Genomic DNA, 13,015 nt, shown 5'->3' with positions numbered 1-13,015 from the left:
ATTCATTGAGCCCCTAACGCTTTTCTTTTCTGTCATGTTTCATTAAAATGAACATAAACATATATGTAGAGAAAAGAATAATGTAGTGTTTTCTAAAGTTATAAAATAGCTTACTATACGAAGAAAGCGTCTATAATAAAAGAAATGAACCTTTTGCGTGGTCAGCTGACGATGCTTTTTATTTTTACAAATTGCAATGAAGGCAGAAAGGAGAGAATTCGATGAGTTTGCGCGAGCGGCTGCTGTATGTAGCGGAACATTATAAACAAATGGGTGGAGACGTACTTGTAAAACATGAAATAGAAAATATGCTTACACGCAGGCTTCCGATTTCTCTTTATCGATTGGAGCATATAAATCGAGAAGAAATGCGTATATCGGGACACCACGCTGAAACATTTCCTTACGTGACCCTTGCGAATAAGAATATAGAGAGTGACGTTATGGTCGCGTATTTATTCAGTGAAGACGGTCAGCGCATTTACTTGGTCATGATGAGAGGAGACTCAGAAGAAGGAACTGATCTGAAAGACATTCGTTTTTTTACTCCTGAACATGCCCGCGTATTGAAAGATAATCATATTGTTATTGGTACAAGCATGGAAGCGAAAAGCTTTGAGGATAGAGTAGCTCTTTACCTTCCTTACAATATAGCAGACTTACCTAGCAATGATCAGCTTCAAGATGACTTGCATTTATTGCTAAGTATGCATGAACAGTATATAAAAACATACGGAATGAGCAAAGAGATGATGGGGGACAAAGACGCCATCGTCCATATTCATGAGTATATTAAAAAATCTGGATTTACATATGAACGACATGATATAGCCAATGCCTACTTTGCTTTAAAGACCAAACCGTTTATTGTTTTATCAGGAATGAGCGGGACAGGAAAAACTAAGCTTGCTCAGCTCTTAGCAGATAGTATCGGTGCCACGATTGAAAATGGAAGACAAGTGCTCATTCCGGTTCGACCCGATTGGCACGATAGTTCAGATTTATTAGGATATATTGATTTAAGAGGAGATTTTCGCAGAGGATCGTTCCTGTCGATTATGCAGCAAGCCATTCAGCATCCAGCTTACACATATGTTGCCATATTGGATGAAATGAACTTAGCTCGAGTTGAACATTATTTTAGCGATATTTTAAGCGTGATGGAAAGCAGGAGCTGGTCAAAAGGGAAAATCAAAACGGCTCCGTTATTCCCGGGACATAAGATGTTCCGAGATATTTATTTGCCATCTAATCTTCTCATTATCGGTACAATTAATATGGATGAAACAACTCATGGGTTTAGTCAAAAGTTGTTAGATCGTACCAACACCATTGAGTTAAATAAGATTCAACTAGATTCTTTTGATTTTTTAGATGATAAAGATCCGGCTCAGCACAGCATTCAAAATGTACAAATTCAAAGTCAGTATGTTCACTTAAAAGATGCGTATGCTGAACATGCTGAGCTCATTCATGAAGTAACAAATGAACTGCTAACCGTCAACGAGATGCTTATAGAAGTCGATTTACAAATAGGTTACCGCGTACGCGACGAGATATGCTTTTATTTAATTTACGCAGTGAAAAGCGGGATGTTTACATTTGATCAGGCGTTTGATTTTCAGATTTCGCAAAAAGTTTTGCCTCGTATTTCAGGAAGCGATGGGTACACATTTGATTTATTAAAAAACCTTTATTATTACTGTACAAATACACTGTTAGATGATGAATTTGAGACAGCTGTCGTCAATGCAGATGGAATGAGATTTCCTAAAAGCGCACGCAAAATAATGGAGATGATGAGACGTTTTGAAGTATACGGATACACGTCATTTTGGATTAATACCGTACGTTGAAATTGAAACTGACACGTGTACGGTGGTTATAAAAGGGAAAAATGAGAAAAGAATAAAATCTGCAGAAGAAGTGATGTTTTTTTCTTGTACGGGAAAAGGAATTACACATGTAAAAGTATTAAATCAAACAAAAGGCATGATGATTTCAAAACCGCCGCTTGAGCCTTTATTTTTTGAAAATGAAACCTATCAAATTACAGTTGTTTCTAAAAATGAAACAAGCCTGTTTGTTAACCACGATTCAAAAGCAGTTGAACAAAGTTTTCAAAGCATAGGATTTCCCTACATTTTGACAGGGAATATAAGCTTTCAAAATGAAGTAGGGTATTCTACGTTTCATGTTTACAGCGAAAGAGAAAAAGAGCTGTCCTTTACTCTTGAAATTTTCCCATCAAAGATGAGCTACAAGACAGATTATGTACACATGGTTGATGAAGTGAACGGATACATTCATGATTTGGCATACGATATGCTTCGTAAAACATATATTGAAGCAAAATCTGTTTGGTCTAAGCAAGCAACATGGACGGAATTTTATCATGTTCTCTCTCACTATATGAAACCCTTTCTTCATTCTGTGCGTCAGATTGAAAATCAGCCGTTTCAATCGGTAAAAGTTGAACATGAGCTCATGAGAGGCGATCAAATAAAAAAACAAGATAGCCGTGCTATATCATTTGTCCGAACCCACCCTACCTATCTTGCACCTTCAAGCAGGGGGATTAAAATTAATCGAAATATAAAAGTAGTACCCACAAAAGCGATTGGCACCAGGCATGTGTCTACCTATGATAATCTGGAAAATCAAAGTGTAAAATGGATGATGACGCAGCTGTATCATAAGCTAACTGCACTAATTGACAAATTGATAGAAGATAGATATGTAAAAAAAGAAGCCGTATCGGCTCTAGAAACTAATCATACCGAATTAAAAAGACTGTTAAATAATGCGTTTTGGCAACGGGTGAAGACCCTACAAGCTTCAACTTTTCCTTCTACACTGCGTACGGCACCCCGCTACCGGGAAGCAAGCAGATACTTTATGTTCTTAACGCGAGGATTGGCTCTTAACGGAGAGTTTTACCACCTTTCATTAAAAGATATCGCAACTCTCTATGAATACTGGACATATGTTAGTCTTTTAAAGAAGTTGCAAACTTACGGCAAGCGGATAGAACAAAACATCATGACAACGACAGAACAAGGGTTGAACGTCAGGATGCAGCCGTCTTATCATCGTTTTCAAGTAGGGAAAGCAGAAGTCACGCTATGGTATCAGAAAGCATACCATCATACTTATACCGTTATTCAAAAGCCGGACTTGCTGCTTGAAGTAAAGCAAGGGGAGAAAAAAAGTGTATATCTTTTTGACGCTAAGTATCGTATCAAACCAAATCACGATACGCCCTCTCCTAGAGAAGAAGATATTAATACGATGCATCGTTACCGAGACGCTATTGTAGAGGAAAATGGAATAAAACCGGTACAAACAGCCATTGTGCTGTTTCCAGGGAAAGCAGAGGGCTATAAGCAGCATCATTTTTATAAAAGTATTGAACGTGTTGGAGTTGGTGCGCTGCCTTTTTTGCCGGGAGAAGAAGGGTTAGTAGAAGAATTTATTGAAGCTATTTGTACGGTAGAACCACATTTTTTCAGCGCTGAGTAGGTGAATAGATAGAAAGTGAACAAGTCTTTTTTTATGCGTTGACATAGTGTTAAGTTTTTTATGTTTTGATGACATTTCGAGATTTTAGTTGTATTTTCCTGTTGAATTTTCTAGAATAGTAGAGAATAAAACCGTATCGAAAAGAAGTCGTATCATGTGCAGAGAACGTTTCAGGAGGACAACGAAGTGAAAAAGATTCTACTATTCACGTTAGTAGCGCTATTGGCAACTTTTTTTATTGACAGGGTATACAGCGAACGCAACCAAGCGCAACTTCAGCAAACTGTAATTAATGAAATTAAAAAAACAAATCAAAGCAAAGAAGAAGCTTCCATCCTTGATTTTAATGAATTATGTGATTTTAGATGGGATAAAGTATATGTTTTTGGACCGAAAACGACTCGCAGTGAGGTAAATGAAAAGCTGGGCTTTACGTGGTCTGAAGCAAAAGCAAAAGGTATTGGAAAAGATAAAAAAGATAACTTTATTGTCTTTGTAGAAAATGATCAAGTAACGCAATATTTAAAAATACCGGCTTCATATGGAACTATTGTTCCTAAGACTTCTGTTGCAAATGAAAGCTAACGAATTTCTTCGTTAGCTTTTTTATGCTTTCTTTTTTAAGGATGAAGTTTTTTTCTCTGCTGTTGATTTTGTCGGGTGTAAAGTAGAAGGATCTATGCTCACTTTTAACATTTCCATTAAATGTCGAATATCTCGTTCTTCGCTTCCGCTGCCTTTTGTAACTTCGCCTTGATTTATTTTTTGTTGAATGACGTTTTGTAAGGCATCTCGGTAGTTGTTTTTGTAAATAGATGGATTAAAAGAAGTAGATAGCTTATCAATTAATTCCACCGTCACTTGTGTATCACTTTCATTAATGGAAGAAGTACTGGATAAGTTAGGCACATCTGTGACTGAACGAAGCTCTTCTTCAAAATGCATCGTGTGAAGAACAAGAGAGCCGCCCACGGAACGAATAATTGCCATTTGCTGTTTGGAATATAAAAATACATTCGCAATACCGACTTTATTCGTTATTTCAAGTGCATTTAATAAAGTATAATAAGCTTTTAGGCTTGTTTCCCCAGGAGAAATATAGTAGGGCTTATCAAAAAACAGGGGATCAATGTCATCTAACGAAACAAAGTGTAACAATTCAACAGCTTTGTTTGCTGCAAAGGGCTCTTTGACACTGTCAATTTCCTGTTGTGAAAGTACAACAAACTGACCGGTCGCGGTTTCATATCCTTTAACCAGTTCATCGGATTCTACTTCTCGTCCACACGTTTGGCAATGTTTTTCTTGATGAATAGGTGTATGGCAAACGGAGTGTAGCGTGCGCAGCTTTACATCTTTTTCTTCAATTGCTCCGTGCAGTTTAATAGGGATATCAATTAATCCAAAGCTGATTTTACCTTTCCAAGCAGTATGAAGCATAAACGTTCTCCTTTTACTCTTTTTTAGTAGTGTGCCGTAAAACAAATTAGATATCCCATTGTTTTGAGAAGAAGAATATTCTTAAAAAACTATGCGCTAAATAAACAATTAAATAGTTCTAATAAAGCTGCAGAGACAACATCTGCAGCTTTATTGGAAATCAATAGGGACTATTTGCTGATTAGATTCATTTGTCTCATGTTTAGAAATCGTAATTTCAAGGATTCCGTTACTAAATGTAGCGGTAATTTTTTTATTCATCAATGGAAATGGAAAGTCGATTGTACGTTCAACGCTTTCTTCCATTTGTTCTCTTGCAAGCGTTCCTTGCTTTTCATCATGAAATTCTCTAATGCAGTATTTTTTGGCTGTCAGCTGTAAGTGGTCAGCTTGTATCTGAACGATAATATCCTTAGGGTGATACCCTAATAATTCAGCTTCGACAATAAAGGATTGTTCTGTTTCAAATAAATCTATACGAACGGAATCATAATCTAAATAACTCATAAAGGGATTTGAAAGCATGACTTCTAACAACTCTTGAAAGCCTTTTACAAACATTTGGTCTGCTGGCAGACGCTTGTTTTTCATTTCTGCGTTCCTCCATTATTTAAACTGTTTCACTTTACTATCATATGCGCGTTTATGTACTTAGTGAACTCCTGCGCAAAGAATAAGCTTGAAGTACTAGCTGTCTTTTCTACGCATAAAAAAGCAAGCTCTGTAGAGAGCTTGCTGCTGTTTTACATATCATGTCCGCTATTGTGTTTTTGGCGAGAATGCTTACGGTTTTTTACTTTATGAGATCCGCTTAGCGGTTCTGGCTGTCCAGAATTGCTTTTTGGCGCGTTTCTTCTGATGTCTTTGCTGCTATTTTTGTTCATAGTTAAAGCCTCCCTTTCATTTATTAGGGTAGGATAGTGACAGGGAATTTATCCGATGAAAAATTCCCCTTTCTAAAAATAGGTTTAACAAAAACAGGAAATGGGAACAGAAAAAAAGCGTCATATATAATGACGCCTTCTCGTTAGATTTCATGGAGTTAAACGATTTTGCTTTTCTAACTAGTGATTAGTATATCCAATAAGAGATTGTTTTATTGATTTTTTTTGCGTTTTTTATTATTTTGTTTCTGTTGTTCCGTTAATGGTTCATTTGAAAACTCTTCATTATAACCCGCTCCTTTTCCTTGAGCGCTAGCCGCGTTAGCTCCAGGAATGACGTGGTTTGACTTGCGTTTAGCCATGTTGAATCACCTCCGTTTCTAGCATGCGTAAAAATCAATGAAATATGAATTATTAGAAAAATAAAAGGAAGATGGAAAAAGGTTATAAGTGAAACTTATGTTAATTAATAACATTCTTTTTATTTACTTATGTATAATATTATATTAAGATAGATGGTGAAGGGAATAGAGGATGGGGTAAGTAAATCCTTTATACATAGAATTTTAAGGGGGTAAAAGCAATGACTAAAAAAGACGTTTTTAACGCTCGTTCGTCATTCGATCATAATGGCAGCACATATAATTATTACCGCTTACAAGCTTTAGAGGAAGCAGGTTTAGGTAATGTATCTAAGCTGCCGTATTCAATTAAAGTATTATTAGAATCTGTTCTTCGTCAGGTAGATGGCCGTGTTATTACAAAAGAACACGTCGAAAACCTTGCAAAATGGGGAACAAAAGATATTAAAGATATCGATGTTCCTTTCAAACCATCTCGTGTTATTCTTCAAGATTTCACTGGAGTTCCAGCGGTTGTAGACTTAGCGTCACTTCGTAAAGCAATGGCTGATTTAGGAGGAGATCCTGACAAAATCAATCCAGAAATTCCAGTAGACCTCGTTGTCGACCACTCCGTACAAGTTGATAAAGCAGGTACAGCTGACTCATTACGAATTAATATGGACCTTGAGTTTCAACGTAATACAGAGCGCTATAATTTCTTAAGCTGGGCTCAAAAATCATTTAATAACTATCGTGCAGTTCCACCAGCTACTGGTATCGTGCACCAAGTAAATTTAGAATATTTAGCAAACGTTGTTCATGCTGTTGAAGAAGATGGTGAATTCGTAGCTTTTCCTGATTCTCTAGTAGGTACTGACTCTCATACAACGATGATTAATGGTATCGGTGTTTTAGGATGGGGTGTTGGTGGTATTGAAGCGGAAGCAGGTATGCTTGGTCAACCTTCTTATTTCCCAGTTCCTGAAGTAATCGGTGTTAAACTTGTTGGTGAATTACCAAACGGCACTACAGCTACAGACTTAGCGTTAAAAGTTACGCAAGTGCTTCGTCAAAAAGGAGTAGTCGGAAAATTCGTGGAATTCTTCGGTCCTGGCGTAGCAGAACTTCCATTAGCTGACCGTGCAACAATCGCTAATATGGCTCCTGAATACGGTGCAACATGTGGATTCTTCCCAGTTGACGCAGAAGCATTAGCATACATGCGTTTAACAGGAAGAGATGAAAAAGACATTCAGGTTGTCGAACAATATACAAAAGCAAATGGTTTATTCTTCACACCAGAAAATGAAGATCCAATTTTCACTGACGTTGTTGAGATTAACCTTGCTGAGATTGAAGCAAATCTTTCTGGTCCAAAGCGTCCGCAAGATTTAATTCCACTTTCTCAAATGCAAACAGAATTCAAGAAAGCTTTAACAGCTCCTGTTAGCAACCAAAGCTTCGGACTTGATGCTAAAGACGTGGATAAAGAAATTACGTTTAAGCTTGCAGACGGTTCAGAAACAACAATGAAAACAGGTGCCATTGCCATTGCGGCTATCACAAGCTGTACGAACACATCAAATCCTTACGTATTAGTAGCAGCTGGTTTAGTTGCGAAAAAAGCGGTAGAAAAAGGATTGGATGTTCCAGCTTACGTGAAAACTTCTTTAGCACCAGGTTCAAAAGTAGTAACGGCTTACCTGCAAAATTCAGGGCTGCTTCCATACTTAGATAAAATTGGCTTTAACATCGTAGGTTATGGCTGTACGACTTGTATCGGTAACTCTGGTCCATTAGAAGCAGAAATTGAAGCAGCGATTGCAGACAGCGACTTGCTTGTAACGTCTGTTCTTTCAGGAAACCGTAACTTTGAAGGGCGTATTCATCCATTAGTAAAAGGTAACTACCTTGCTTCTCCGCCGCTTGTTGTAGCATATGCACTGGCTGGAACAGTAGATGTAGATTTACAAAAAGATCCAATTGGCATTGATACAGACGGCAATGAAGTATTCTTTAGCGACATCTGGCCTTCTCAAGATGAAATTAAAGAAGTGGTTAGCCGTACCGTAACGCCTGAATTATTCCGTAACGAGTATGAGCGCGTATTCGATGATAACGAGCGCTGGAATGAAATTAAAACAAGCGAAGATGCGCTTTATACGTGGGAGAATGATTCAACGTACATTCAAAACCCACCTTTCTTTGAAGGCTTATCAGAAGAACCAGGTGAAGTAGAGCCGTTAAATGATCTTCGCGTAGTAGCGAAATTTGGTGACTCAGTAACAACGGATCACATTTCACCAGCGGGTTCAATTGCAAAAACATCACCTGCAGGTCTTTACCTTCAAGAAAACGGTGTAGAGCCAAAAGACTTTAACTCATATGGTTCTCGTCGTGGTAACCATGAAGTGATGATGCGCGGTACGTTTGCAAACATCCGCATTAAAAACCAAGTAGCTCCTGGTACAGAAGGTGGCTGGACAACGTACTGGCCAACAAATGACGTAATGAGCATTTATGATGCTTGTATGAAATACAAAGAGCAAGATACAGGCCTTGTTGTACTTGCAGGTAAAGATTACGGCATGGGAAGTTCTCGTGACTGGGCAGCAAAAGGCACAAATCTTTTAGGTATTAAAACAGTAATCGCTGAAAGCTTTGAGCGTATTCACCGTTCAAACCTAGTATTAATGGGTGTTTTACCTCTTCAATTTAAAGATGGTGAAAGCGCGGATACATTAGGTTTAACTGGAAAAGAAACAATTGCAGTAGCTGTTGATGAAACAGTAAAACCACGTGATCTTGTAAAAGTAACAGCAACTGATGAAGCTGGAAACAAAAAAGAATTTGAAGTACTGGTTCGTTTCGATAGTGAAGTTGAAATTGATTACTATCGCCACGGTGGTATCCTTCAAATGGTGCTTCGTGATAAATTACAGTCTAAAACACATGCGTAAGTTATAAAGAAAAAGAGCGGTTCTCGTGAGCCGCTCTTTTTTTATGCAAACGCACCGTTTTCGACAAAAAGTGAGAGGGAAATATGCTATATTATAAAAGAAAATGCCTTATAAAAGGATTATTTTAGTAGATATTGCACATATCTATTAGTACATAGATTATCACTTTTTAGAAGAAATAAAGGAGCCGATCATATGGTTAAAAAAATAATTGCGGTCTTGCTTCTAGTAGGCTTTCTTAGCTACGCACTTTGGGAAGGGCTTTCTCCAAATGAAGCATCCGATGATTCTAACTTAAGCGAATACAAGGATTTAAACATCAAAAAAGGCGATAGTGCTCGTCAGGCTTCGGGTCAAGCTTATGGGTTAGAACCAAAAGATACAGCGCCTCCGTTTACACTGTCAGATACGAGCGGGAAATCCGTTCAATTATCGGACTTTAAAGGAAAAAAAGTCATTTTAAACTTTTGGGCAACATGGTGTCCGCCGTGTCAAAAAGAAATGCCCGATATGCAAGCGTTTTATGAGAAATATGGAAACGATGTACAGCTGCTTGCGGTTAATTTAACTTCGTCGGAAGGCAGTAAACAGGCAGTATCTAAGTTTCTTAAAGAAAAACAGTTTACGTTTCGTGTATTATTGGACGACCAAGATAGTGTAGGAAGTAAAAAATATCGGGTCTCCACCATTCCGACATCTTACTTTATAGATGAAGAAGGGAAAATTGTTCAACGAGTGAATGGTCCAATGACGCTTAAACAAATGGAAAACTTTGCTCAACAAGCAGCGAATTAACTTCGCTGCTTGTTTTATTAAAAATGAAACTTATTTACTTTACCATCGTATATATAGATAAGTCAGTAAACATGTCAAACTTTCTTACAACTTTTCAAAAAGTATGTTTACTTATCTGACAAATTGGTTACAATATAGATAGTTATATGATATCAGTTTCTTTAGATTTTTCAGATTTTTCACAAAAATTACATAAAGTAGGTGTTGGAATCATGAGAAAATTACGCAAACGTTCATTTGAAGAGTTAGTGCAAGAAAATAAAACGCAGCTGTTAAAAGATCAGTCAGAAATTGAACGCATTGAAATGGAAATTGAAAAGCGGTTAGAAGATCGTATGCTTGAAAGAGCTGAATAACTTTAAAGTAAGTTGGTTAGAGTAACGGTGAGGAGGGGATAAGCATGGGAAATCCTAAAAAACAAAGCAAACCTTTTGTTCCGAATCACATCGGCACTCAACCGAGAGAAGCTGGTGGAAATAACGGAAAACAAATGCAAGATACATCCGGCAAGCATCCTCAAGTTATTCAAACCAAAGGTGAATGAATAAAAAGTCGCTGAATTCAGCGGCTTTTTATTATTTAAATTCTACCGTGAATAAATAAACGTAAGGATTGCTCGAAATAAGCTCTTTAACAACTTCTCCATCGTTGGTTGAAAGCGGAGCAACTCGTATGCCGCTGCCATCGTCACCAAATAAAGCAGCAACTGGATATGTTTTATTCATTTTTACCGTTTGTTTTTTCTCTAATCCAGTAAAGGAATAGCCGTTCATTTTTTTCGGCTTTTCCGCTTCTATTCCTAGGTTTGTATCGTTGCTGCCTACATTAAACATAACTTTATGCGCATCATCATCGATTTTATATGTAATAGCAAACATGTCAAATTCTTTTGAAACGGTCAACCCTCCTGAAAATAAAGGTTGTTTGGCTTTTCCCTTTTCATAATAAGTGGCTTTTACATAAGCTTCTTTTGCGTGATTAGGAGCTTTAACATCGTATGCAATGATATTGCTTTTGTAGTCTGAATTTGTCACGGCTAACATTTTTTCTTCATGTTTTGAGTAATGATGAGGCTTCATAGAGGCACTTGCTGTCAATTTTGATGCCAATGAAGTTTGCGACATAAAAAATACGGCAAGCACTGCAATAAAGATGCCGCTTAGTAATGCTATCATTCGTTTGGTCATAGCGATTCCCCCTTTGTATGTATATATTACCATATTATGTATGTTATATATGCATTTTAACTTTATTATAATTATATTATGTAAACTAAAATCATTTTTTTCCACTTATAGAGATGAACAAATCCGGCATACTACAATTGTAACAAAGTTATTTTGAGGAGGAAGATACAATGGCATGGAATAAACCGAATCCAGACGATCGCAGTGATAACGTTGAAAAATTACAAACAATGGTGCAAAATACAATGAAAAACATTGAAGAAGCAGAAGAAGCTGCTGCATGCAGCAATGAAGAAGAACGTCAGCGCATTCAGCAAAAAAATCACAATCGCGAAGTAAGTATCGAAGCAATGCGCAGCGAAATAAAAGATGAGTCAGAAGCTCGTCAAAATGGTTACGAAGGTACGATTTAATAAATAAAGCAACGACAATAAGCAGCTAAAAATAAACGGTTTTAGCTGCTTTCTTTCTATATTTTTTTAGTAAGGTCAATAATAATACAAACTAGCGAAGAGGTTTATGTAGGTGAAAAAGCACGTGAAAAAGAAAGTAGTAAGGATTTTGGTCAGTTTACTTGTCGTCTTGATTATTGTGGGCGCTTATCACACGCATAAGCCCTTGCCTAAAGGAGTTTCATACGAAAGCAAGCCCCACAAAATAGAAGATGTATTTCTTTTATCAGACCTAACGTATCAAGATCAGCAGACCTCTGTTTCTGAACAACATATTTTTCAAGCAGTTACGAATGCGATTGATGACGCAAAAGCTTTTATTATTATGGATATGTTTCTATTTAACGGCTACTATCACCAAGGCGAGACGTTCCCTCACCTTAGTGATACGCTTGCAAGTAAGCTGATTGAAAAGAAACGAAAACATCCTAATATCGAAATCGTCTTTATTACAGATGAAATCAATACAACCTACGGCTCACATGATTCAAAGTGGTTAGATTCACTGCGGCTAAACGGAATCAAAGTGGTGCAAACCAATTTATCTAAGCTCAGAGACTCCATTCCACTGTATTCTTCAGTGTGGAGAACTTTTGTTCAGTGGTTTGGTGAAAAAGGAACCGGATGGATCACGAATCCTTTCGGAAATAATGCGCCTAACGTGACGGCCAGTGCTTATTTTAAGTTGTTAAATGTAAAAGCTAATCATAGAAAAGTAGTAGCAACAGATCAAAGCGTTATTATCTCCTCTGCCAATCCTCATGATGCAAGTTTTTATAATTCTAACATGGCCTTTGAAGTAAAAGGGAATATCATTGGAGATGTGGTGAAAAGTGAACAAGCGGTGTCAGATTTTTCTTACGGAGGAAAGTTACCTCGGTATAAGAAGAAAGAAAAAGAAAAGGGAGACCTCTATGTTCAGCTGTTAACAGAAGGCAAAATTTATAAGCACGTATTACATGATTTACGTCATGCTAAAAAAGGCGACGATGTGTGGCTTGGCATGTTTTATCTTGGAGATCGCGACGTAATAAAGGCGCTTTTGGAAGCTTCCAAACAAGGCGCAAACGTACGATTAATTTTAGATCCTAATGAAAATGCGTTTGGAAGAAAAAAGTTCGGACTGCCTAACCGTCCAGTAGCAGCAGAACTTGTAAAGAAATCCAAAGGAGATGTTAAGATTCGCTGGTATCATACAGGGAAAGAACAGTATCATTCTAAAATTTTATTTATTCGAAACAAAAAAATGCAACTATTATTGCAGGAGCAGCAAATTTCACAAAACGAAATTTGGCTGACTTGAACTTAGAAACGGATATTAAAGTATCAGGACCTTCTAACAAAAAGGTTATGACCGAACTAAACGCTTATTTTGACCGCTTATGGACAAATAAAGACTACACATATACACTTCCTTATAAAAGGTATGAA

14 protein-coding genes are annotated in these 13,015 nt (G+C 37.2%); 9 read left to right on the top strand and 5 right to left on the bottom strand.

From position 1 onward, the window contains the following. The first annotated feature begins 221 nt into the window (after positions 1-221). From ACN6NE_RS24935 to ACN6NE_RS24925, 3 genes are all read left to right on the top strand, one after another. Positions 222-1,856, top strand: coding sequence for an MrcB family domain-containing protein (locus tag ACN6NE_RS24935; RefSeq protein ID WP_474327978.1), 1,635 nt, complete (start codon positions 222-224; stop codon positions 1,854-1,856). Next, entirely contained in the window at positions 1,810-3,522 is a 1,713-nt protein-coding gene (locus ACN6NE_RS24930; protein ID WP_474327976.1) for a DUF2357 domain-containing protein, read from the top strand. The genes ACN6NE_RS24935 and ACN6NE_RS24930 overlap by 47 nt, the downstream gene beginning before the upstream one ends. A 186-nt stretch (positions 3,523-3,708) precedes the next feature. Beyond that, positions 3,709-4,107: a hypothetical protein gene (locus tag ACN6NE_RS24925; protein WP_474327974.1), complete on the top strand. Its 399-nt coding sequence runs from the start codon at positions 3,709-3,711 to the stop codon at positions 4,105-4,107. A 21-nt stretch (positions 4,108-4,128) separates the two neighbouring features. On the opposite strand, the gene ku is transcribed toward ACN6NE_RS24925, so the two are convergent. The 4 genes from ku to sspO form a co-directional block, all read right to left on the bottom strand. After that, positions 4,129-4,962, bottom strand: a complete 834-nt coding sequence (gene ku / locus ACN6NE_RS24920; protein ID WP_013057258.1) for a non-homologous end joining protein Ku — start codon at positions 4,960-4,962, stop codon at positions 4,129-4,131. Positions 4,963-5,112: 150 nt separating this feature from the next. After that, positions 5,113-5,553: an Hsp20/alpha crystallin family protein gene (locus ACN6NE_RS24915; RefSeq protein WP_474327972.1), complete on the bottom strand. Its 441-nt coding sequence runs from the start codon at positions 5,551-5,553 to the stop codon at positions 5,113-5,115. A gap of 152 nt (positions 5,554-5,705) precedes the next feature. Then, the gene (locus tag ACN6NE_RS24910) at positions 5,706-5,846 is read right to left on the bottom strand and encodes a small acid-soluble spore protein P (protein ID WP_013057256.1); all 141 of its coding nucleotides are present in this window, start codon (positions 5,844-5,846) and stop codon (positions 5,706-5,708) included. 212 nt (positions 5,847-6,058) lie between these two features. After that, entirely contained in the window at positions 6,059-6,208 is a 150-nt protein-coding gene (gene sspO, locus ACN6NE_RS24905) for a small acid-soluble spore protein O (protein WP_013083371.1), read from the bottom strand. A gap of 221 nt (positions 6,209-6,429) precedes the next feature. Here sspO and acnA point away from each other — a divergent pair, with 221 nt between their 5' ends. The 4 genes from acnA (at position 6,430) to ACN6NE_RS24885 (ending at position 10,489) form a co-directional block, all read left to right on the top strand. Further along, complete coding sequence (gene acnA / locus ACN6NE_RS24900) at positions 6,430-9,150, top strand: aconitate hydratase AcnA (protein ID WP_129709616.1); 2,721 nt, start codon at positions 6,430-6,432, stop codon at positions 9,148-9,150. Positions 9,151-9,345: 195 nt separating this feature from the next. Further along, positions 9,346-9,945: a TlpA disulfide reductase family protein gene (locus ACN6NE_RS24895; protein ID WP_129709614.1), complete on the top strand. Its 600-nt coding sequence runs from the start codon at positions 9,346-9,348 to the stop codon at positions 9,943-9,945. Positions 9,946-10,157: 212 nt separating this feature from the next. Then, the gene (locus ACN6NE_RS24890) at positions 10,158-10,301 is read left to right on the top strand and encodes an FbpB family small basic protein (protein ID WP_013057252.1); all 144 of its coding nucleotides are present in this window, start codon (positions 10,158-10,160) and stop codon (positions 10,299-10,301) included. A 44-nt stretch (positions 10,302-10,345) separates the two neighbouring features. Continuing rightward, the gene (locus ACN6NE_RS24885; protein WP_013057251.1) at positions 10,346-10,489 is read left to right on the top strand and encodes an acid-soluble spore protein N; all 144 of its coding nucleotides are present in this window, start codon (positions 10,346-10,348) and stop codon (positions 10,487-10,489) included. A gap of 31 nt (positions 10,490-10,520) precedes the next feature. Here the strand turns inward: ACN6NE_RS24885 and ACN6NE_RS24880 are convergent, their stop codons facing one another. Further along, complete coding sequence (locus ACN6NE_RS24880) at positions 10,521-11,132, bottom strand: hypothetical protein (RefSeq protein ID WP_474327968.1); 612 nt, start codon at positions 11,130-11,132, stop codon at positions 10,521-10,523. A gap of 170 nt (positions 11,133-11,302) precedes the next feature. On the opposite strand from ACN6NE_RS24880, the gene tlp reads away from it, so the two are divergent. Next, positions 11,303-11,545, top strand: a complete 243-nt coding sequence (tlp, locus tag ACN6NE_RS24875) for a small acid-soluble spore protein Tlp (RefSeq protein WP_013083367.1) — start codon at positions 11,303-11,305, stop codon at positions 11,543-11,545. 124 nt (positions 11,546-11,669) lie between these two features. Then, positions 11,670-12,887 carry a phospholipase D-like domain-containing protein gene (locus ACN6NE_RS24870; protein ID WP_474327966.1) on the top strand — a complete coding sequence of 406 codons (1,218 nt, stop codon included), beginning with the start codon at positions 11,670-11,672 and terminating at the stop codon, positions 12,885-12,887. The last annotated feature ends 128 nt before the right edge of the window (positions 12,888-13,015 follow it).

This window comes from Priestia sp. 53B2, assembly GCF_056099005.1.
The sequence above is the reverse complement of the archived record's forward strand: the minus strand, read 5'-3'. Positions and strand labels throughout refer to the sequence as shown.